This window comes from Mesorhizobium sp. B4-1-1, assembly GCF_006439375.1.
Lineage (GTDB): Bacteria > Pseudomonadota > Alphaproteobacteria > Rhizobiales > Rhizobiaceae > Mesorhizobium.
On sequence record NZ_VFTH01000021.1, the window covers coordinates 1 to 20634 of the forward strand.

Genomic DNA, 20634 nt, shown 5'->3' on the forward strand with positions numbered 1-20634 from the left:
CCCCCCTCGTGGGGGAGATGTCCGGCAGGACAGAGGGGGGTGCTGTCCCGCCAGCGCTGCGCATTAGCCCTACAAGATAGCGCTAGCGCGTTGCGATTGCTCATCACCCCAGCGCCTCCTCGACAATCCTCCCCAGCTCCGGCGCGATCGCCGAAAAATCCTCCTCGTCCTTGATCAGCACGCCGATGGCTCGGCGGAAAGCCTCCGGCCACGCGCTGCCGCCTTTCTCGAGGATGGTCGCGGCATTCGCCCATTCGACCGCCTCGGCAATGCCCGGCGGTTTGGCCAGCGGGCGTGCGCGGATTTCCTGCACAGCATTGGCCACCGCGCGCGCCGTCGCTTCGGCGACGTGGCCCGAGCGCAGCATGATGATCTCGGCCTCGCGCCGGGCGTCGGGATAGCCGATCCAATGATAGACGCAGCGCCGGCGCAGCGCCTCGGCAAGCTCGCGGGTGCGGTTCGAGGTCAGGATGACGATCGGCTGCGCCGCGGCGCGGATGGTGCCGCGCTCGGGAATGCTGATCTGAAAGTCGGAGAGGAATTCCAAGAGCAGCGCTTCGAATTCATGGTCGGAGCGGTCGATCTCGTCGACCAGCAGCACGCGCTGTTCCGGTGCCCGCAGCACCTGCAGCAGCGGCCGGGCGATCAGGAAACGGTCGTCATAGATGTCGATCTCGTGTTCGCCGGCGTGGCGGATGGCGAGCAACTGGCGCTGGTAGTTCCATTCGTAAAGCGCATGCCCGGCATCGATGCCTTCATAGCATTGCAGCCGCACCAGTTCGCGGCCGAGCAGCTCGGCGACAGCCTTGGCGGCCTCGGTCTTGCCGACGCCCGGCGCGCCCTCGAGCAGCAGCGGCTTGCCTAGGCGGATCGCCAGGAAAATCGCGGTGGCAAGGCTATCGTCGGCCAGATAGCGCGAGGCGGCAAGGCGCGCTGCTATCGCCTCCGGCGAAGCCGCGACCTCAACGGCGTCGGCGCTGGTCATCTTCCCCTCAGCCCGCCGCCTGCGCCTTCAGCGCGCGCAGGATGCGCTCCGGCGTGATCGGCAGCGTGTCGATGCGCACGCCGACCGCGTCGAAGACGGCGTTGGCGACGGCCGGGATTTGCGGGTTGGCGCACATCTCGCCGGGGCCCTTGGCGCCGAACGGCCCATCGGCGGAAGGGCGCTCCAGCACAATGATCTCGGTCTCGGCCAGGTCGCCTGGGCCAGGCATCAGATATTGGTTGAAGTCGGTGCCGCCATGGTCGCGGTTCGGATAATAGGGTTCGGTCGTCTCGTAGAGCGCGTGGCTGATTCCCATCCAGGAGCCGCCGACCAACTGCTGCTCGACCATCTTCGGATTGAGCGCGCGGCCGATCTCGAAGACGTTCTTGACCGTCAGCACCGTCACTTCGCCGGTCTCGTCGTCGACCTCGACCTCGGCCACCGTGCAGGCATGGGCGTAGCAGGTCGAGGGCTTCATCGCGCCGGTCTCTTTCTCCGGGTAGGAGCGCGGGATCAGGAACATGCCGCGGCCCGAGATCGAGCGGCCGCGCTTGAAATGCGCCGACAGGGCGACATCGAAGATCGAGATCGACTTCTGCGGCGCACCCTTGACCAAAATGTTGCCTTCGCCGTCGGTTTCGAGATCGGAAGCGTTCACCTCCAGCTCTTCGGCCGCCACTTCCAGCATCACTTGGCGGGCTTCCTTGGCCGCCTGGATGACGGCATTGCCGGCGCGGTGCGTGCCGCGCGAGGCGAAGGTGCCCATGCAATGCGGGCCGGTGTCGGTGTCGGCGGTGTCGACGACGACGCGGTCGGTCGGCACGCCGATCGTCTCGGCGCAGATCTGCGCCATGATCTGCTTCATGCCCTGGCCGAGATCGACGGATGACAGCGTGACCATGAAATTGCCGGTCGGCGTCGAATGGACCAGCGCCTGGGTCGGATCGCCGCCGAGATTCATGCCCGTCGGATAATTGATCGCGGCGACGCCGCGTCCGCGCCGTATCGCCATCTCAGGCTTCCTTCTTGTAGGAGGACATCGCCATGTATTTCTCCGCCACCGGCCAGTTGGCGGCGCGCGAGGCTTCCTGCATGCACTCGATCAGTGCCGCCCCCTCGGTCGGCTGGCGGTGCGCCTTCATGTCGCCGTCGCGATAGGCGTTGATGAAGCGGAATTCGAGCGGATCCATGCCGATCAGCCGCGCCAGCTTGTCCATCTGCACCTCTAGCGCGAAGTCGCCGATGGTGACGCCGAAGCCGCGCATGGCCGAGGACGGCGTGCGGTTGGTGTAGACGCAATAGGTATCGATCCAGACATTCGGGACAGTGTAAGGGCCGGGGTAATGTCCGGCACCCTTCTGCGCGCCATAAGGCGAATGGCGCGAATAGGCGCCGGCATCGGTGTAGCCGGTCACCTTGCGCGCAACGATGCGGCCGTCCTTCATCAAGCCGTCCTTGATGACGACCTTCTCAGCCGCGCGCGGCGAGGAGATCTGCATCTCCTCCTCACGGCTGTAGATAAAACAGACTGGGCGTCCGGTTAGCTTGGCGGCCAGGATGGCGATCGGCTCGACGATGACGTCGACCTTGCCGCCAAAACCGCCGCCGACCGTGCCGCCGACGAAATGCAGCTTCGAGCCCGACATCTGCAGAATGATCGAGGTGTTGTCGAGGGTGAAGAACATCGCCTGCGTGTTGGTGTAGCAGGTGAAGCGGTCGTTGCCTTCTGGCGTCACCACGCAGCCCGTCGTCTCGGTCGGCGCGTGCTCGATCGGCGAGGACTGGTAGGACTGTTCGAGGATATGGTCGGCCTGGGCAAAGCCAGCCTCGACATCGCCGAAGCGCACCTTGCGGCATTCGCCGCTGTCGTAGAGATAATAGTTCTGGCCGTGATACTCGTTGACCAAGGGCGCACCGGGCTTCAGCGCTTCTTCCATGTCGAAGACGGCCGGCAGCACTTCGTAATCCACCTTGACCTTGGCGGCTGCCTCCTGTGCTGCCCGCTCGGTCTCGGCCAGCACCGCCACCACGGCCTCGCCTTTCCAGCGCACCTTGCCGTCGGCGAGCACGGTTTCGTCCTCGGGACCGATCTGGATCAGGATCAGGATGGTGTAGACATTGTGCGGCACGTCCTTGGCGGTCAGCACCTTGACGACGCCCGGGTGCTTTTCCGCTTGCGACGTGTCGATCGAGCGGATGCGGGCATGGTGGTGCAGGCTGCGCACCATCTTCAGATGCAGCATGCCCGGGAAGTTCCGGTCGGCGAAATAGGCAGTCTTGCCGGTGACATGACCGGGGGAATCGAGCCGCGGGCGGCCCTGGCCGATCTCATGCAGGCCGTCCTTGCGGACGTCGGCGAAATAATCCTTGCGCAGTTCCATGGCTCGTTCCCTCAGGCGGCGTTCCGCGAATTGGCGCGCGCGGCGGTCAGCACCGCCTGGATGATCGGCTCATATCCGGTGCAGCGGCAGATGTTGCCGGACAGCGCCTCGACCACATCTTCGCGGCTCGGGTTCGGCGTGCGGTCGAGCAGCACTTTTGCGGCCATGATCATGCCCGGCGTGCAGAAGCCGCATTGCGTGGCGAAGGCGTCGAGGAAGGCGCGCTGCAACGGATGTAGGACGCCGGCTTCGGCGAGGCCGGCCGTCGTGGTGACGGCCGCGCCGTTGCAGGTCTCAGCCAATGTCAGGCAGGAGAGCCGCAATTCACCGTCAATGATGACCGAGCAGGCGCCGCAGGTGCCCTGATGGCAGCCGCCCTTCGGCGAGGTGTCGCCGATCTTGTCGCGCAACGCATGGAGCAGTGTGGTGCCGCTGTCGACGAATTCGGCTTTTTCGGAGCCGTTGAGCGTGAACTGGACAGGTACTTTTGCCATTTTTCCTCCCTGCGCGCCTGCCCGGATCGACCGGACAGACGCGCGTCCCCCACGGATATTAGTCAAGCAGCAGCCGGCCGAGATGGACCGGCAGAACCTCGGCGCGATACCAGGCGCTGGCGATCGGATCGGTGATCGGCGCGATGCCTTCGCTCACGGCCACCAGCGCCGGCGCGATCTCCTGCGGCGTGAGCTTGCAGCCGAGCAGCGCCTTTTCGGTCGCTAAAGCGCGGATCGGCCGATCGACCATGCAGCCCAGCGCGATGCGCGCCGAGGTCACCGTGCCGTCGGGTGCGCGTTCCAGAAGCGCGGCGATGCTCAGCACCGAGACCCCCTTCGGCTTGACGCGCGACACTTTCAGGAAGCGGAAGCTTTCGGTTTTGGGCGATGCAATATTCACCGCCGTCACTATGGCGCGGCTGGTGTTGCGATCGGCCAGGAAAGTCTCGATCGGCGTTTCGCCATCTTCGGTGACGACGGTCGCGTCCAGCGCCAGCAGCGCGACGGCGAAATCGCCATAAGGGGCGGGGACGAACAGATTGCCGCCGACGGTTGCCATGTTGCGGATCGCAGGCCCGCCGACAGCGCGCGCGGCAGGCGCGAGCACGGCAAGTTCGGGGTGGCGGGCGATCGCGGCCATGGTGACCGAAGCGCCGAGCCGGACCTTGGCGCCGACAACCGCGATTTGCGATAGGCCCGGATCGGTGACACGCACCAGGCTGGAGACGGAAACGTCGCCTTCGTTGGCCGCGCGGACGACAAGCGTGCCGCCGCCAATATAGCGTGAGCCCGCTGTCTGCAGCGCGGCGTTGGCGTCTTTCACGCTCGAAAAAGTCTGCAGCGCAAGCGACATGGCAGGCTCCCGTCAGCTCTGGCCAGCGAAATGGCTTTTCAAGGCGTTGAAGCCGCCCTGGAAGACGTTGGCGCCCATGCCCTCGGCCAGCTTGTCGGCTTCCTCCGGTGCTGCGTCGAAGCTCGCCGTCCATTCGGCATAGGTGCGGTTACCGTCGGTGATGCGCCGCAACTGCAGCGTCGCCTTGTGATTGGTGAGCGGCTGCGGCGTTTCCAGGATCGAGTAGCTGACCAGGAAATTGTCGTCGGAGAAGTCGAGCAGCTTCTCGCGCAGCCGAGCGCCGCTGACCAGTTGGAAGTTGCGCACGCAGCCGATCGCGGTAGCGTCCTTGCCGTCCTCGATATGGCTTTCCACCATGCGCGGATGCCAGTTCGGCAGGCCGTTGAAGTCGCGGATGTGCGCCCAGACCTGCTCGACCGGCGCGTCGATGACGCTGGAAATGGTGACTTTCGCCATAGACTGGCTCCCTTGCAAAGATCGGGAGCAGGCTAGGGCGGCCGACGGGCCGGCGCTTATCAATGCGTCTTGAGTGCGTATCAACCAGTCGGAAAATGCGGCGACGGATCAGCCTGCAGAGCACTCAGGACATGGCTCTCGCGGCTTCGCGGTAGAGCGTCGGCGGCACGCCGACATGGTCGCGGAAGAAGCGCGAGAAATTGCCCTGGGTGGTGAAGCCGAGATTGCAGGCGACCGAGATCAACGGCTCCTGCGACCACTGCAGCTGGCGCACGGCTTCCTCCATGCGCAGCGTGTTCCAGTAGACGTTCGGCGTCAGATTGGTCTGTTCCTTGAAGAGCGCGAAGAAATGCGGCCGGGACAGGCCGACCGAGCGGGCGACGTCGTCGAAGGAGATGCGCTCGCAGACATTGGCCTTCATCAGCTGGATCGCCTTGCGGACGCGGAAGTCGAGCATCGTGTTGATGCGCGCGCGGGCTATCTGTGGCGTGGATGTCTCGGCCGCATCGAGCACGCTGTCGATGAAACGCTCGATCTCGTAATTGGCGATGTCGCCGATGCTCTCATTGTCGGTCAGGTGATCGAGCAGGTTCGCCGCCGCCTGATGCAGCCAGGGCTCCAGTGTGATCGCGGCTTGCGTGAACAGCGGCGCCGACGATGGGAGGTCGCGGCGCTGGCGCGCCCAATCCGGGTCGATGTAGAAGGCGAGGAACAGTCCAGGCTTGCCGTCGCGGGAAAGGGCGTGGCTGTGCGGCTGGAACGAGTTGATGCCGGCCGCGGTGCCCGGTCCAAGCCGCACCGTCTCGCGGCCGATGGTCATTTCGCCTGCCGTGCCTTCCAGCCAGATGATGAGATGTGCCTCGCCATGCGCATGGGTGACGAAGTCGTTGGCGACATTCAGCACGGAAACATGTCCGAACCGGCCCCAATAGAGCCTGATCGCGTCCGTCATGGGTATCGTTCCTCCCGCAGGCGACTGGCCTCCCTTCGCCTGCGGGGGAATAGTGCGGCCGGGGTGCGGCCGCGTCAAGGCAGGCAGGCGCGGCGGAACTTGCGTCCAAAGCGCCTGGATGGATTTTCAGACTGAGCGATAGGAATCAAACCAATAGCGCTACGCCCCGATTTGGATCATGCATGATCCTTTGCGAAATCGACGGCGATTTCGCTCTAGTCACTGCGGCGGAAGTTGCGGACGCGGTCGAACAGCACCGCCAGGATGATCGCGCCGCCGATGAAAGTGCCCTGCCAGAACGCGTTGATGCCGAGCAGGCCAAGGCTGTTGCGGATCACCTCGATAAGGGCGGCGCCGACGATGGCGCCGAGCGCGGTGCCGACGCCACCGGCGAGATTGGCGCCGCCGATGACGGTGGCGGCGATCACCTGCAGCTCCATGCCGTTGCCGAGATTGGTGGTGACGGCGCCCAGCCATCCGGTCTGGATGATGCCTGCAATCCCCGCCGACAACGCCGAGATCATATAGACGACGACCTTGATCTGCTTGACGGGAACGCCGGTCAGCGTCGCCGCATGCTCATTGCCGCCGATGGCGAAGATGTGCCGGCCGAACTTGGTCAAGCGCAGGATGAAGCCGGTGATCAGCGCCAGAATGATCATGTAGAGCACCGGATTGGCGATGCCGAACAACCAGGCGCCGCCGCCCAGCGCCAGAAGCTTCTGATGGTCCGGTCCGAACTGGAAGACCACCGTGTTGTTGGACGCGACCATGGCAAGGCTGCGCGCCACCGACAGCATGCCGAGCGTGACTACGAAAGGCGGGAAGCCGAGATAGGCGATGAGCACGCCGTTGAAGGCGCCGATCACAAGCGCGGTGGCGATCGAGGCCAGGATGCCCACTTCGATCGAATAGCCGGCATGCATGGTGACGGCGAGCACCATCGAACACAGGCAAAGCACCGAGCCGACCGACAGATCGATGCCGCCGGTGATGATGACGAAGGTCATGCCGAGCGCCACGATGGCGATGAAGGTGACATTGCGCGTGATGTTGAAGAGATTCTTCGACGTGGCGAAGGAATCGGTGGCGACGGACAGGAACAGGCAGGCGAGGATGACCGCGATCACCACCCAGAAGGTCTGGTTGGAGAAGAGCCGCGACAGGAAGGTGTGCTGCTTCTGCGCGATCGTCTGGTCAAGTGTGACTGCCATTATCGACCTTTCCTGAGAGGCGGGGGCGCGAGGCTCCGCGCAATCACGCAACCTGTTCGATGGCGCCGGTGATCAGCCCGGTGACTTCCTCGGGCGAGCTCGATGCGATCTTCTTGTCGGCCACCTTGCGGCCGCGCCGCATGACGATGACGCGGTCGGCGACGTCGAACACGTCGGGCATGCGGTGGCTGATCAGCACCACGGCGATGCCCTGGTCGCGCAGGTGGCGGATGAGGTTGAGCACCTCGGCGACCTGCCTGACCGAAATCGCCGCCGTCGGCTCATCCATTAGCACGATCTTGGCCTGCGACAGCATGGTGCGGGCAATGGCCACCGCCTGGCGCTGGCCGCCCGACATCTGCTTGACGAGGTCGCGCGGCCGCGTTTCGGATTTCAGCTCGGCGAAAAGCTGGCCGGCGCGCTTGTACATGGCGCCATAGTCGAGGATGCGGAGCGGACCGAAGCCACGGCGCAACTCGCGGCCGAGATAGACATTGGCCGCGGCCGTCAGATTGTTGCAGAGCGCGAGGTCCTGGTGGACGATCTCGATGCCATGCTGGCGGGCGTCCGCGGGCTTGTGCAGGACAAGCTCCTCGCCGTCCAGCCGCATGGTGCCGTGGCTCGGGTGGAAATTGCCGGCGATCATCTTCACCAGCGTCGACTTGCCGGCGCCGTTGTCGCCCATCAGGCCGACGACCTCGCCGGCCTCCAGCGAAAAAGATACATCGTTGACCGCCTGGATGGCGCCGAAATGCTTCGAGATGTTGGCGAGTTCGAGAACCGACACCAGCCTTATGCCTCCCCATCTGGGCGCAGCTGTCGCCGACCTTTGCCGGCGCCGCTTGCGTCCTGCGCCGTCCATCTCCTCCCGAACGGCGCGTCCACGCATTTAGGCAAAAGCGGACAAGGGCGTCAATCAATTGTCTGACGATTAATTTCGAGACTCGACGAAAAATCGGTTTTGTAGGACAAATAGGAATTGACGCTGGCGAAAAGCCGATATTAGCTAAGTCTCGGAGGAAGATCTTGCTCCTTGTCCGCCTATCCGGCGGAGGGCGGGCAAATGGTTTGAAGGTCAAGGATCCGGCTGCGCCAGTATTCGGGCGAACGGATCGGCAAATGCTTATCAGCCCGGCGCAGGACGCGAACATCATGAGATCCTCGTCGTCATGGTTCTTATGCATCCGGGCTGATCAGTGTGGCGGGCACGCGGTGTCCGTCTGTTTCAAGGGAGGACTGATATGAGGAAAACACTTTTGCTTGCCGCCGTCGCCGCCATGGCGTTGGGCGCCGGGCCGGCTTTGGCCAAGAAACAGCTCGTCATCGTCGTGAAAGGTCTCGACAATCCGTTCTTCGAAGCCATCCATCAGGGCTGCGAGAAGTGGAACAAGGAAAACGCCAGCTCGGAATATGAATGCTTCTACACCGGCCCGGCATCGACCTCGGACGAAGCCGGCGAGGCGCAGATCGTGCAGGACATGCTGAGCAAGCCCGACACGGCGGCTATGGCGATCTCGCCGTCGAACGCGCCGCTGATCGCGCAGACGATCAAGAGCGCCAATCCGTCGATCCCGATCATGACGGTCGACGCCGACCTTGCCAAGGAAGACGCCGCCCTTCGCAAGACCTATCTCGGCACCGACAACTACTTGATGGGCAAGAAGATCGGCGAGTACATCAAGAAGGCCAAGCCGAATGGCGGCACGATCTGCACCATCGAGGGCAATCCGGCGGCCGACAACATCCTGCGCCGCGCGCAAGGCATGCGCGATGCGCTGTCGGGCAAGGAAGGCCTCGCGGCACTTGCCGGCGAAGGCGGCTGGACCGAAGTCGCCGGCTGCCCGGTGTTCACCAATGACGACGGCGCCAAGGGCGTGCAGGCGATGACCGACATCCTCGCCGCCAACCCGAAGCTCGACGCCTTCGGCATCATGGGCGGCTGGCCGCTGTTCGGCGCCCCGCAGCCCTATCGCGACCTGTTCAAGCCGATGGCCGACAAGATCGCCAAGAACGAGTTCGTCATCGGCGCCGCCGACACGATCGGCGACGAGGTGGCAATCGCCAAGGAAGGCCTGGTGACCGCGCTGGTCGGCCAGCGGCCGTTCGAAATGGGCTACAAGGCGCCGTCGGTGATGCTCGACCTCGTCGGCAACAAGAAGGTCGACGATCCGGTCTTCACCGGCCTCGACGAATGCACCAAGGAAACGGCCGACACCTGTATCCAGAGGTAGGCGCTGGTCGCATCCAGAACCAATGTAAAAGGGGCGCCGCGAGGCGCCCCTGACTTTTTCAAAGTTGCATTCTTGATGACGGGCGCTTTCGTCTCAGATCTTCTGCTTCACGCCGTCCTTCGAAGGCATCAGGTCGACGCCGTTGAGCTTGCCGATATGGGTGGCGAGCATCGGCACATACTGTTCCGTGGGACCGGTGGCGAAGGCGGTCGCAAAGGAATTCTTGGTTGCGTTGCCGAGCGGGTTGGCGATGCCGGCCGCGCCCGCCATCGATTCCAGATAGGTCAGGTCCTTGAAGGCGTTGGCAATGCTGAACTTGTGCGCGTCGCGGTCGCCCTCCAGTGTCCAGCGCATGAAGGTCTGGTAGAAGCCGCAATCCATGCGGCCGTTGCGGATGACGCTGTCGAAGCGCGGCGGCGAGATGCCGACCTTCTCGGCCAGCGCCAGCGCTTCCGAATAGATCGCGGCGTAGCCCAGCGAGATGAAGTTGTTGAGCAGCTTCATGCGGTGGCCGTCGCCGGTGTCCCCGATGTGGACGATGCGGCCGGCCCAGGTCTCGATCACCGGCTTCAGCTTGGCGAACACCGTGTCCGGCGCGCCGACCATGGCGTCGAGCGTGCCTTCCCAGGCCTCCTTCGGCGTGCGGCTGAGCGGCGCATCGACATAGTCGACGCCGAGCGCCTTGAGCTCGGCGGCCAGGGCCACGGTCGAGACCGGATCGGAGGTCGAGCAATCGACGACGACCGAGCCTTGCTTCAGGCCCTCCTTCAGCCCGCCGGGGCCGCGGATGATCGTCTCCACCTCGCGCGATCCGGTGACGCAGATGAAGACGACGTCGGAGGCAGCGGCCACCTCCTTGGATGTGGCCACTTCCTTGGCGCCGCGTCCCAAAAGATCTTCCGCGGGCTTGCGGTTCTTGCGGCCGAGAAAGGTCAGCGGATAGCCCTTGTCGACGATGTTCTTGGCGATGCCGTGCCCCATCAGGCCTAGGCCGATGAAACCGATTTTCTCGCGGGCAGCGGTGGTGCTCATGTCGTCTCTTCCCTGTCTTTCGTGGTGATGGGCCCGCGCGGCGGGCGATTGTCGAGAACGCTTCCTCGGATCGCGGGTGGCGGGTGATTGCGGAATGCCATATTGTCTGACAATACACATAATTCCCAAGCCTTGTGGAGAGCAAAATGACGAAGCGGATCATGTTCACCGGCGGCAGCGGCAAGGCTGGCCGGCATGTCGTTCAGTATCTGGTCGAACATGGCTGCCAGGTGCTCAACATCGACACCAGGCCGCTCGACAATCCGAAAGTGCGCACGCTGATCGCCGACATCACCGACAGCGGGCAGGTCTTCAACGCGCTGTCGAGCTATATGGGCCTGCACGAGTTCGATCCGTCGCTGAGAGCACAGCCGGTCGACGCCGTGGTGCATTTCGCCGCAATCCCGCGCATCATGATCACGCCGGACAACGAGGTGTTCCGCATCAACGCGATGGGCACCTACAATGCCATCGAAGCGGCGGTGAAGCTCGGCATCCGCAAGATCATCATCGCTTCCTCGGAGACGACCTACGGCCTGGTTTTCGCCAATGAGCCGCGCAGTCCGACGCATTTCCCGCTCGACGAGGATTATGACGTCGACCCGATGGACTCTTACGCGCTGTCGAAGATCGTCAACGAGAAGACGGCACGGGCTTTCGCGCTGCGCAGCGGCGCAGACATCTATGCGCTGCGCATCGGCAACGTCATCGAGCCGCATGAACATTCGCTGTTCCCGAAATGGTTCGCCGATCCGGGCTTCCGCAAGCGCATCGCCTGGAGCTACATCGACGCGCGCGATCTTGGCCAGATCACCTTGCGCGCCATCGAGAAGGACGGCTTGGGCTACCAGGTGTTCAACGCGGCCAATGACGACACCTCATCGGACCTGCCGACAGCGGAGCTCTTGAAGCGCTTTTATCCGGGCGTGCCGGTCAAGGCTGAGCTTGGCGAGTATGAGACGCTGCTTTCGAACCGCAAGGCGCGCGACGTGCTCGGCTTCCGGCCCGAGCACAGCTGGCGCAAATACGTCAAACCGGCATGAGACGGCGCCAAATGCCAGTTGATCTGTGCACATCCTCGTGCGTTAGGGCAAAGCGGGCCTGCCGTGCTTGACAGCTTCTGAAAACGGGATTTTCTGGACCATATGCGGGACGCGAAGCCGAACAACGAAAAAAGACTGACGAAAACGGCAGCTCTGGAGCGTCCAGCCGGCGTTCGACGGGCCAACGCGCCACGCATTCCGGGCGCCAGCGTACACACCTCCTTGGCCAGCGAGATCGGGCTAAGGATCGTGCGCGGCGATTATCCACCGGGCACCATCCTGCCCAACGAAGCGAAATGGTCGGAGACCTTCGACGTCAGCCGCTCGGCGGTGCGCGAGGCGATCAAGATGCTGATGGCGAAGAGCCTGCTGGCCTCGCGGCCGAAGATCGGCAGTTGGGTCGAACCGAAGGAACGCTGGAACCTCCTCGACCGGGACGTGCTGTCCTGGTACGCCACGTCGCCGGACCGCGAGGTTTTCCTCAAGACCGTGCAGGAATTCCGCCATATCATCGAGCCGGAAGCCACCGCCTTCGCGGCGCTGCGGCGCACCGACGAGCAGATGGCCGAGATCAGCCAGGCCTGCCAGGAGATGGGCGAGGCGACCAACCTGCAAGAGCGGACGCGGGCCGACACGCGCTTCCATCTCGCCATTCTCAGGGCCTCGGGCAACGACCTGCTGGTGCCGCTGGGGGTGCTGATCGAATCCGCCTTCGACCACCTCTTCGCCTACACGACGCGCGAACTGGACGATTTGCACCATGCCCAAAAGCTGCACGAGGCGATCGAGAGGAATATTCGCCTGCGAAGACCGGATGCGGCGCGCAACGCGGTCCGTAAGCTGCTGGCCAATACCGACGAAGTGATCCAGTCGCGCTAAGGTCCGTCGATATTCAGCTGAAACCGGCTTGCGAATGGCGGCTTCCTGCGCTTGCGGTCCCGTTGCAGCACCTAGTCCTGCTTCTCGCGGCCAAAGGCGACGCGCAACTCGTCCTTCGCTTTTTCCAGCACCTTCCTGCGCTCGTCAGGCAAGTTCTTGCCGGCGCGGTTGATGTAGAAATTCAACATCGACATGGCGGATTGGAACGGCTCCGCCTTGCGGCGGTCGCTGTGCTCGGCCGAACGTTTCAGCGACGCGGCGATCTTCTTGGCGTCGTCGGATTCAAAGACGTGATCCTCGAGATCCATCGCATCGCTGTGCTCGGTCACGTCAGCCGACCATTTCTTCCTGGCGGTCATGGTGAACTCCTTTCTTCAGGCAAAACTCCATCGGGTGAGGCGGGTTCCGCTTCTGGAGCCACGGAATTATGCCTCGTGGCGCTGCTCGGCCCGGGAAATGCGCCGATAGTGCGCTCAAACACGCGATCTCGAAGAAATCGCGGACAGGAGACGCCGTGACGACAGTTCCAGGAAACGCGGCAAACAGCGCCGGCATCGACAGCTTCTATGCATGGATGCGGCTTGGCATTTCCCTGCTGCTGGCGACAATCGGCGGCGTCGGCACCTGGGCGGTGGTCGTGGTCCTGCCCGCGGTGCAGGCCGAATTCGGCGTCGACCGCGCCGCCGCCTCGATGCCCTATACCGCGACCATGGTGGGCTTCGCCGCCGGCAACGCGCTGATCGGACGCGCCATTGATCGTTTCGGCTACTGGATACCGGCGCTCGCCGCTTCGCTCGCGCTTGGCGCGGGGTTTCTGCTGGCGTCGCTTGCGAATTCGATCCTTGGCGTCACGCTTGCGCAAGGCCTGCTGATCGGAGTGGGGTGCTCGGCGATCTTCGGGCCGCTGATCGCCGACGTCTCGCACTGGTTCAGCCGCCGCCGCGGCGTTGCGGTGACGGTGGCGGCGTCAGGCAACTACATTGCCGGGGCGATCTGGCCGACGGTCATGCCTTATATGATGCAAGGCCATGGCTGGCGCTTCACCTATGCGACGATAGGAGTCATCTGCCTCGTCACCATGGTGCCGCTGGTCCTGCTGCTGCGGCGGCGCGCGCCGCATGAGGGGATTTCCGGCGCGCCGCGCGGCCGGCCGGTGCAGCCGATCTCGCTGTCACCCTCGCAGTTGCAGGTCCTGCTGGTGATTGCCGGCTTCGGCTGCTGCATGGCGATGTCGATGCCGCAGGTGCATATCGTCGCCTATTGCATGGATCTCGGCTACGGCGTCGCGCATGGCGCCGAGATGCTGTCGATCATGCTGGCGGCCGGCGTCATCAGCCGGGTCGGCTCGGGCTTCCTCGCCGACCGCATCGGCGCGGTGAAGACGCTGCTGATCGGCTCGGCGCTGCAGTGTCTGTCGCTGCTCTTCTACATCCCGTTCGACGGGCTCGCCTCACTCTATGTCGTCTCGCTGGTCTTCGGCCTGTCGCAAGGCGGCATCGTGCCCTGCTATGCCATCATCGTGCGCGACTATATGCCGGCAAAGGAAGCCGGCCAGCGCGTCGGCATCGTCCTGATGGCGACGATCTTCGGCATGGCGGTGGGCGGCTGGATGTCGGGCTGGATCTACGACCTCACCGGTTCCTACGCCGCCGCCTTCCTGAACGGAATTGGCTGGAACCTCGTCAATCTCGGGGCCATCGCGCTGCTGATGTGGAAAGCCAACCGAAGCGCCGAGGCGATTGCCTGACACGCCTCGGTTAAACCGGGCGCCGAAGCCGGGTTGCTTGACAACAGTTAACGCATGCGCGACCTCAATCGGCAGAGCTGACCTGGTGGCGCGATGACACGGACGCCGATCGTGATGTTGCGGCCGCGCGTCGAAGACGGGAGGACAGGGCCTTGACCAAGCCGCGTTCCCGCCGTGGCGGCGGCCGTCCGACCATTGCCGATGTGGCGCGCAAGGCGGGTGTCGGCGCGATCACCGTGTCGCGGGCGTTGCGTGAGCCCGGGCGGGTATCGGAAGACCTTCGACGGCAGATACAGGCCGCGGTCGACGAACTCGGCTACGTGCCTGACCCGAATGCCCGCGCGCTTGCCTCGGCGCGCGCCGAGGTGTTCGGCGTGCTGGTGCCTTCGCTGACCAACAACGTCTTCGCCGAAGTGGTGCGCGGCATCTATGACAGCCTTTCCGACAGCCCGTTCCGCATTCAGATCGGCAACACCCATTATTCGGGCCTCGAGGAAGAGCGGCTGTTGCAGGTTTTCGGATCGCAACGCCCGGCGGCGCTGATCGTGGCCGGTATCGACCAGACACCCAGCGCGCGACGACTGCTGGAGAATGCCGGCTGCCCGGTGGTGCAGGTGATGGAGACCGGGCCGGACCCGGTCGACATGATGGTCGGCTTTTCCCATTTCGACGGCGGCAGGACTGCCGCCGAACACCTTCTGCAAGCCGGATACCGTAAGATCGGCTTCATCGGCGCGCGAATGGACCCGCGTTCGCAGCGACGCCTTGCCGGCTATCGCGCCGCCATGGAGGCTGCCGGCCTTTTCGATCCGCGGCTGATCACCACGACGCCGGTGCCGTCAAGCGTGACGCTGGGCCGCGAGTTGTTCCGCGACGCGCTGGCCAAGATACCGACGCTGGACGGCGTGTTCTGCAACAATGACGATATCGCGCTTGGCGTTCTGTTCGAATGCCATCGCGCATCGATCGACGTGCCGAAGCAGATCGGCATTGTCGGCTTCAACGATCTCGACATGATGCAGGTGTCGTTTCCTTCGATCACCAGCGTGCGCACGCACCGCTATGAAATCGGCACCCGCGCCGTCGCCATGGCGCTTGCGGCGATCGCCGGCAACCGGCCGGAACAGCGGATCGCCGACCTCGGCTTCGACCTCATGCGGCGCGAGAGCACCGCGCGTTAGACCGTGATAGCGTTTCGTCGAATCGCCATCACGCTCTAACTCTTTGTTGGAGCATGACCTTGTCCGAAAACCGGTTCCCACTTTTCGGGATCATGCTCTAGGGCGGCGGCGGAAACGCCGAGCCAAAGCTACGCACTGTTCCTGGAGGCACTCTGACGAACACGGAAAAATGACGAAAGCGGCGCTTTACAGGCTTTTATGGTAGCGCTACCATTTGTCTGTAAAATCAACATCCGGCAAGGTTCAGGCTTGTTTATTATACATAAGCAACAGCTCAAGCTTGTTTATTATGTATAATATGATAGTTTTCTGAATGTCCCGGACGGCGAAGGAAGGGGAGAAGGCGGGGCGATCCACATCACCCGGCGAGCGTTTCGGTTTGGCAGGAGGGGTGCCCGCCGAGCATGTCAGGACTTCATAGTTCAGCAGATCTGCAATTGGGAGGAATACCGATGATCAAGTCACTCGTTGGCGGCGTCGTTGCCGCCACTGCATTCGTCATGCTCAACTCGGCAGCGATCGCCGCCGGACCGGAAGTCGTCTCCGGCCCCGCAGCGCAGCCGGACTGCTTCTCGCCATGGTCGGCGGACACCAAATTCTTCAAATTCCCCAAAAAGGAAGGCCCGTTCCGCATCGCCTTCTCCAACGGCTATATCGCCAACACCTGGCGCATCCAGATGGTGCAGACGGCAAAGGCCTATGCGGCGCAGCCTGACGTGAAGGCCAAGATCAAGGAATTCAAGGTCGTCTCGACCGGTGAGGATGTGCCGGCGCAGATCTCGGCGATCAACAACTTCATCGATTCCGGCTATGACGCGATCGTCACCGACGCGCAGAACCCGACCGCCTTCGGCCCGGTCATCAAGCGCGCCAAGGAAGCCGGCATCGTGCTGGTCGCCTTCGACAACATTCTCGACACCAAGGACGCCATCAACGTCAATGTCGACCAGAAGGGCCTCGGCGAGTTGTGGGCCAAGTGGCTGGTCGACAAGGTGCCGAACGGCGGCAAGATCCTCGAAGTGCGCGGCGTTGCCGGCACTTCCGTCGATACCGACCGCCACAACGGCATCCATGAAGTGCTGGACGCTTCCGGCAAGAAGTGGGATGTCACCGAGGTCGCCGGCAAGTGGGACGACGGCGTGGCGCAGAAGGTCACCGCCGATGCCATCGCCACCAACGGTCCGTTCGACGGCATCACCGGCCAGGGCGGCGACACCGGCATCGTGCAGGCGATGATGGACGCCAAGCATCCCTTCGTGCCGTTCGGCGGCGAGACCGAGAACGGCTTCCGCAAATTCTGCGCGCAGCATTCGGCTGACGGGCTGAAGTGCACGTCGGCGGGCTCCGGCCCGGCCCAGGTCGCCGTGGCCATCAAAACCGCGATCGCGGCGCTGGAAGGCGAGGTGGTGCCGCAGGAAGTGAAGCTGCCGCTGGCGATCGCCTCGGATCCAGACATGAAGGACGGCACCGATTACTTCCCGAAGGAATCCGACAATTTCTTCGTCGGCAACTCCTTCCCGACCTGCGGCATCAATTTCAGCGCGCAGGAAATCATGGGCCAGACCAAGGCGGACCAGTAAGCTTCCAAATCGATGACTTGGCGCCGCGGGTCAGCCGCGGCGCCGCCTCATGCAGATACAATTGGAGGCTCAATGGACGGTGCGGTTCCGCTCTTCCGCATGGAAGGCATATCCAAGCGCTATGGCGGCGTGAGGGCCTTGGAAAAGGCCGATCTTGAAGTTACCGCCGGCAGCATCCACGCCATTCTCGGCGAGAACGGCGCAGGCAAGTCGACCCTGATCAAGATCATGGCGGGCGTCGTGGCGCCCGACGAGGGCCGCATGACGCTGGATGGACGCGAAGTGAGCTTCGCCTCACCGGCCGCGGCAAATCAGGCCGGCATCGTCTGCATCTTCCAGGAACTGTCGCTCATTCCCGAGTTGAGCGTCGCCGACAACATCGTCATTTCCGATCCGCCGAAGCGCTTCGGCATGATCGACCGCAAGGCGCAGCGGCGCATCGCGGAAGAAGCGCTGGCACGCGCCGGCGCTTCCGATATCCATCCTCGGGCCCTGGTCAAGGACCTGCCGCTGTCGCGCCGGCAGATGGTGGAGATCGCCAAGGCGCTGGCTCGCAAGCCGCGCATCCTGATCCTCGACGAAGCGACCTCGGCGCTGACGGCGGCGGATGTCGCCAGGGTCTTCGAGGTGTTGAAGCGGCTGCGCTCGGAAGGACTGGCGCTGCTCTACATCTCGCATCGCATGAACGAGATCGCGGAACTCGCCGACCATTGCACGGTGTTCCGCAACGGCCGCAATGTCGCCAGCTACCCGGCCGGCTCGAAGAGCGACAATGAGGTGGTCGAACTGATGATCGGCCGCGAATACAGCCATATCTTCCCGCTGAAACCCGTTGCCGCTGCGGCCGCCACGCCGGTGCTCGAAGCGCGCAATCTGTCCTGGGCCGACCGGCTGGACAATATCTCGCTGAGCGTCAGGGCCGGCGAAGTCGTGGGCCTGGGCGGTCTCGACGGACAGGGCCAGCGCGAACTGCTGCTTGCCTTTTTCGGCGTGCTGCGCGGCCTGCGCGGCGAGGTGCTGATCGACGGCAAGCCGGCTTCCATCTCGAGCCCGCGCGCCGCCAGCGACGATCGCGTCGGCATGGCGCTGATCCCCGAGGACCGCAAGACCGAGGGGCTGATGCTGCCGATGACGGTGCGCGAAAACCTCTCCTTCGCGGCGCTCGACCGGCTGGCCAAGGGCGGCATCATCGATCGCGCCGCCGAGCAGCGCCTGATCGACGACATGGTCGGGCTGCTGGCCATCAAGACGGCGGGGCTCGATATTCCCGTCGGCGCGCTCTCCGGCGGCAACCAGCAGAAGGTGGTCATCGCCAAATGGCTGATGCGGCAACCGCGCATCATCCTGCTCAACGATCCGACGCGCGGCATCGATGTCGGCACCAAGCAGGAGATCTACCAATTGATGCGCAAGCTGGCGGATGCCGGTGCCGCCATCCTGTTCTATTCGACCGACTATGACGAACTGATCGGCTGCTGCGACCGCGTGCTCGTGCTCTATGACGGCAGCGTCAAGCGCGAGCTCGTCGGCACCGAGATCACCGAGCACGCGCTGATCGCCAGCGCGCTCAACATCCATGGCGAAGGCGCCGATATGCAGCAGGGAGCGGGCGCGTGAAGGATTGGCGCTACTTAATGGCCGAGCAGCGCGGAACGCTGCTGGCGCTCGGCATCTTCATCGTCATGTTCATCATCTACACCACGAACCACCCGGCAGGCTTCACCGCCAACGTCGTGCAGACAGCCGCCAACAAGGGCGTTCTTCTGGCCTTCGTCGCCATGGCGCAGACGCTGGTGGTGATCACCGCCGGCATCGACTTGTCGGTGGGCATGATCCTGCTTCTCACCAATTGTCTCGCCTCATGGCTGGTGACCGGCACGCCGCTCGAGACCACGCTCGGCGTGATCGCGGTCCTTGCCGCGGGCCTGGTCTGCGGGGCGATCAACGGCGCCATCGTCATCTATGGGCGCCTGCAGCCGATCGTCGCCACCATAGCCACCGGCGCCGTCTTTTATGGCATCGGGCTTCTGCTGCGGCCGTTTCCGGGTGGATCGGTCAATGAGGATCTGGCCGACGCGCTGACGGGAAAGCTCTTCGACGTGATCCCGACCTCGCTGGTCGCGCTGCTGGTCGTCGTGCTGGTCGTCTGGGTGCCGTTCAGCCGCTCGGAATTCGGCCGCGCGGCCTACGCCGCGGGCTCGTCGGAAACGGCGGCTTACATGTCGGGCGTGCCGATCCGGCGCGGCAAGTTCCTCGCTTATGCGCTGGCCGGCCTGCTGGCCTCGGTCGGCGGGCTGTTCCTAACCTTCTTCACCTATACGGGCGAGGCGGCCTATGCGAGCGGCAATGCCTACACGCTGTTCTCGATCGCGGCGGTCGTGCTCGGCGGCGTTTCGCTGTTCGGCGGCAAGGGCAGCGCGATCGGCGCGATTTTCGGCGCACTTGCCTTTCGCACCATCGGCGACCTGTTGTTCGTCTTCGATTTCGATCCGCTCTGGCAGCCGCTGTTCCAGGGCGTTATCCTGTTGATCGCGGTCAGCCTCGGCGCCTTCGCGCTGTTTCGGGTGCGCAACCGGCTGGAGTGGTTCCTGTGAGCGAAACGACACTCGGTGGCCTTGCCGGCCGCATGCCCAAATTCATCCGGCGCGCCGACCCGGCGGTGCTGACGGCCTTTGCCTGCATCGTGATCCTGCTTCTGCTGGGCAGTCTCTATTCGCGCAGCTTCCTTTCGCCGGAATATCTGCTGCAGCAATTGAAGGTCGCATCCTTCCTCGGAGTCATAGCAACCGGCATGATGCTGGTCATCCTGCTCGGCCAGATCGACCTCTCCGTGCCATGGGCCGTGGCAGCCGGCGCCATGATGGCCTGCGCGGCCGCGGCCTACGGGTCGGCCGGCGTCGCTCTCGCCATCCCCTTCGGCGTCCTGTGCGGCGTGGCGATCGGCATCGTCAACGGCATCGGTGTCGCCTATCTGCGCATCCCCTCGATGATCATTACCTTGGCTACCAACGCGGTCGCGCAGGGGCTGATGGTGGTCTACACGGGCGGCTTCTCGCCACAGGATTCGGCGACGGCGGCGATGCGCTATCTGGCGACCGGTTTCACCATTCCGGGGGTTCCCAACGCCGTCATCATCTGGGCGCTGATCGGCGCCGCGATGGTCTTCGTGCTCACCCGCACCAGCTTCGGCCGCGCCGTCTACGGCATCGGCAACCGCGAGCGCGCCGCCTACCTTTCCGGCATCGACACGCGCCGCATCGTGATGATCGCCTTCGCCGTCTCGGGCGGGCTGTCGGCCTTTGGCGGCGTGCTTCTGGCGGGCTATGCGTCGAAGGCGGCCCAATCCATGGGCGATGCCTATCTCCTGCCGTCGATCGCCGCCGTCGTGCTGGGCGGGACGTCGATCCTCGGCGGGCGCGGCTCCTATCTGGGCACGGTGGCCGGCGTGATCCTGATCACGCTCCTGCAATCCATCCTCTCGGTCATGCAAATGCCTGAAGCGGGACGGCAGATCATCTATGGTGTCGTCATCGTCGCCATGCTTCTGCTCTACGGGCGCGCGCCGGCAAGCCGCTGACCGTGGACGAGGCGAGCGCAAGACCGCAG

At 64.0% G+C, this 20634-nt stretch carries 20 protein-coding genes; 9 read left to right on the forward strand and 11 right to left on the reverse strand.

The annotated features are described in order from the left end of the window. Positions 1–103: 103 nt before the first annotated feature. The 9 genes from FJW10_RS24290 to FJW10_RS24330 all read right to left on the reverse strand — a co-directional run bounded on the left by FJW10_RS24290 (position 104) and on the right by FJW10_RS24330 (position 8122). Positions 104–985 carry a MoxR family ATPase gene (locus tag FJW10_RS24290; RefSeq protein WP_140901952.1) on the reverse strand — a complete coding sequence of 294 codons (882 nt, stop codon included), beginning with the start codon at positions 983–985 and terminating at the stop codon, positions 104–106. Between the two features lie 7 nt (positions 986–992). Then, a complete protein-coding gene (locus tag FJW10_RS31005) occupies positions 993–1997 on the reverse strand; it encodes a molybdopterin cofactor-binding domain-containing protein (RefSeq protein WP_140901953.1) in 1005 nt (334 codons plus the stop codon). A 1-nt stretch (position 1998) separates the two neighbouring features. Then, positions 1999–3366 carry a xanthine dehydrogenase family protein molybdopterin-binding subunit gene (locus FJW10_RS31010; RefSeq protein WP_140901954.1) on the reverse strand — a complete coding sequence of 456 codons (1368 nt, stop codon included), beginning with the start codon at positions 3364–3366 and terminating at the stop codon, positions 1999–2001. A gap of 11 nt (positions 3367–3377) precedes the next feature. After that, complete coding sequence (locus tag FJW10_RS24305) at positions 3378–3860, reverse strand: (2Fe-2S)-binding protein (RefSeq protein WP_140901955.1); 483 nt, start codon at positions 3858–3860, stop codon at positions 3378–3380. Between the two features lie 58 nt (positions 3861–3918). After that, the gene (locus FJW10_RS24310; RefSeq protein WP_140901956.1) at positions 3919–4713 is read right to left on the reverse strand and encodes an FAD binding domain-containing protein; all 795 of its coding nucleotides are present in this window, start codon (positions 4711–4713) and stop codon (positions 3919–3921) included. A 12-nt stretch (positions 4714–4725) separates the two neighbouring features. Then, positions 4726–5169, reverse strand: coding sequence for an SRPBCC family protein (locus FJW10_RS24315; RefSeq protein WP_140828820.1), 444 nt, complete (start codon positions 5167–5169; stop codon positions 4726–4728). Between the two features lie 124 nt (positions 5170–5293). Beyond that, the gene (locus FJW10_RS24320) at positions 5294–6121 is read right to left on the reverse strand and encodes an AraC family transcriptional regulator (protein WP_140901957.1); all 828 of its coding nucleotides are present in this window, start codon (positions 6119–6121) and stop codon (positions 5294–5296) included. Between the two features lie 215 nt (positions 6122–6336). Then, positions 6337–7335, reverse strand: a complete 999-nt coding sequence (locus tag FJW10_RS24325; RefSeq protein ID WP_140659882.1) for an ABC transporter permease — start codon at positions 7333–7335, stop codon at positions 6337–6339. A 43-nt stretch (positions 7336–7378) separates the two neighbouring features. Next, on the reverse strand, positions 7379–8122 hold the full coding sequence (locus FJW10_RS24330) for an ATP-binding cassette domain-containing protein (protein WP_140901958.1): 744 nt from the start codon (positions 8120–8122) through the stop codon (positions 7379–7381). 454 nt (positions 8123–8576) lie between these two features. Here FJW10_RS24330 and FJW10_RS24335 point away from each other — a divergent pair, with 454 nt between their 5' ends. Continuing rightward, positions 8577–9566, forward strand: coding sequence for a sugar-binding protein (locus FJW10_RS24335; RefSeq protein ID WP_140647991.1), 990 nt, complete (start codon positions 8577–8579; stop codon positions 9564–9566). Positions 9567–9659: 93 nt separating this feature from the next. On the opposite strand, the gene FJW10_RS24340 is transcribed toward FJW10_RS24335, so the two are convergent. Next, positions 9660–10718 carry an NAD(P)-dependent oxidoreductase gene (locus tag FJW10_RS24340; protein ID WP_281405142.1) on the reverse strand — a complete coding sequence of 353 codons (1059 nt, stop codon included), beginning with the start codon at positions 10716–10718 and terminating at the stop codon, positions 9660–9662. Positions 10719–10744: 26 nt separating this feature from the next. On the opposite strand from FJW10_RS24340, the gene FJW10_RS24345 reads away from it, so the two are divergent. Together FJW10_RS24345 and FJW10_RS24350 are read left to right on the forward strand one after the other, a co-directional pair. Beyond that, the gene (locus FJW10_RS24345) at positions 10745–11641 is read left to right on the forward strand and encodes an NAD(P)-dependent oxidoreductase (protein ID WP_140901960.1); all 897 of its coding nucleotides are present in this window, start codon (positions 10745–10747) and stop codon (positions 11639–11641) included. 102 nt (positions 11642–11743) lie between these two features. After that, positions 11744–12520, forward strand: a complete 777-nt coding sequence (locus FJW10_RS24350) for a FadR/GntR family transcriptional regulator (RefSeq protein ID WP_140901961.1) — start codon at positions 11744–11746, stop codon at positions 12518–12520. Between the two features lie 71 nt (positions 12521–12591). On the opposite strand, the gene FJW10_RS24355 is transcribed toward FJW10_RS24350, so the two are convergent. Beyond that, positions 12592–12879, reverse strand: a complete 288-nt coding sequence (locus FJW10_RS24355; RefSeq protein WP_140828833.1) for a DUF3175 domain-containing protein — start codon at positions 12877–12879, stop codon at positions 12592–12594. 215 nt (positions 12880–13094) lie between these two features. Between FJW10_RS24355 and FJW10_RS24360 the strand changes: the two genes are divergently transcribed. The 6 genes from FJW10_RS24360 (at position 13095) to FJW10_RS24385 (ending at position 20605) form a co-directional block, all read left to right on the forward strand. Further along, a complete protein-coding gene (locus FJW10_RS24360) occupies positions 13095–14267 on the forward strand; it encodes an MFS transporter (RefSeq protein WP_140902011.1) in 1173 nt (390 codons plus the stop codon). Positions 14268–14419: 152 nt separating this feature from the next. Then, positions 14420–15448: a LacI family DNA-binding transcriptional regulator gene (locus FJW10_RS24365; protein WP_140901962.1), complete on the forward strand. Its 1029-nt coding sequence runs from the start codon at positions 14420–14422 to the stop codon at positions 15446–15448. Positions 15449–15900: 452 nt separating this feature from the next. Continuing rightward, the gene (locus FJW10_RS24370) at positions 15901–17028 is read left to right on the forward strand and encodes a sugar ABC transporter substrate-binding protein (protein WP_140901963.1); all 1128 of its coding nucleotides are present in this window, start codon (positions 15901–15903) and stop codon (positions 17026–17028) included. A 72-nt stretch (positions 17029–17100) separates the two neighbouring features. Next, complete coding sequence (locus FJW10_RS24375) at positions 17101–18645, forward strand: sugar ABC transporter ATP-binding protein (RefSeq protein WP_140901964.1); 1545 nt, start codon at positions 17101–17103, stop codon at positions 18643–18645. Then, positions 18642–19622 (forward strand): ABC transporter permease, encoded by a 981-nt coding sequence (locus FJW10_RS24380; protein WP_140901965.1) that lies wholly within the window; start codon positions 18642–18644, stop codon positions 19620–19622. Before FJW10_RS24375 ends, FJW10_RS24380 begins: the two co-directional genes overlap by 4 nt. Further along, a complete protein-coding gene (locus FJW10_RS24385; protein WP_140901966.1) occupies positions 19619–20605 on the forward strand; it encodes an ABC transporter permease in 987 nt (328 codons plus the stop codon). Before FJW10_RS24380 ends, FJW10_RS24385 begins: the two co-directional genes overlap by 4 nt. Positions 20606–20634 lie beyond the last annotated feature (29 nt).

Coding starts and splice junctions, on each gene's coding strand:
- FJW10_RS31010 (WP_140901954.1), bottom strand. CDS start 3,366: ATGGAACTGCGCAAGGATTATTTCGCCGACGTCCGCAAGGACGGCCTG.
- FJW10_RS24305 (WP_140901955.1), bottom strand. CDS start 3,860: ATGGCAAAAGTACCTGTCCAGTTCACGCTCAACGGCTCCGAAAAAGCC.
- FJW10_RS24375 (WP_140901964.1), top strand. CDS start 17,101: ATGGACGGTGCGGTTCCGCTCTTCCGCATGGAAGGCATATCCAAGCGC.
- FJW10_RS24350 (WP_140901961.1), top strand. CDS start 11,744: ATGCGGGACGCGAAGCCGAACAACGAAAAAAGACTGACGAAAACGGCA.
- FJW10_RS31005 (WP_140901953.1), bottom strand. CDS start 1,997: ATGGCGATACGGCGCGGACGCGGCGTCGCCGCGATCAATTATCCGACG.
- FJW10_RS24315 (WP_140828820.1), bottom strand. CDS start 5,169: ATGGCGAAAGTCACCATTTCCAGCGTCATCGACGCGCCGGTCGAGCAG.
- FJW10_RS24290 (WP_140901952.1), bottom strand. CDS start 985: ATGACCAGCGCCGACGCCGTTGAGGTCGCGGCTTCGCCGGAGGCGATA.
- FJW10_RS24335 (WP_140647991.1), top strand. CDS start 8,577: ATGAGGAAAACACTTTTGCTTGCCGCCGTCGCCGCCATGGCGTTGGGC.
- FJW10_RS24360 (WP_140902011.1), top strand. CDS start 13,095: ATGCGGCTTGGCATTTCCCTGCTGCTGGCGACAATCGGCGGCGTCGGC.
- FJW10_RS24340 (WP_281405142.1), bottom strand. CDS start 10,718: ATGTGTATTGTCAGACAATATGGCATTCCGCAATCACCCGCCACCCGC.
- FJW10_RS24345 (WP_140901960.1), top strand. CDS start 10,745: ATGACGAAGCGGATCATGTTCACCGGCGGCAGCGGCAAGGCTGGCCGG.
- FJW10_RS24320 (WP_140901957.1), bottom strand. CDS start 6,121: ATGACGGACGCGATCAGGCTCTATTGGGGCCGGTTCGGACATGTTTCC.
- FJW10_RS24310 (WP_140901956.1), bottom strand. CDS start 4,713: ATGTCGCTTGCGCTGCAGACTTTTTCGAGCGTGAAAGACGCCAACGCC.
- FJW10_RS24370 (WP_140901963.1), top strand. CDS start 15,901: ATGATCAAGTCACTCGTTGGCGGCGTCGTTGCCGCCACTGCATTCGTC.
- FJW10_RS24355 (WP_140828833.1), bottom strand. CDS start 12,879: ATGACCGCCAGGAAGAAATGGTCGGCTGACGTGACCGAGCACAGCGAT.
- FJW10_RS24325 (WP_140659882.1), bottom strand. CDS start 7,335: ATGGCAGTCACACTTGACCAGACGATCGCGCAGAAGCAGCACACCTTC.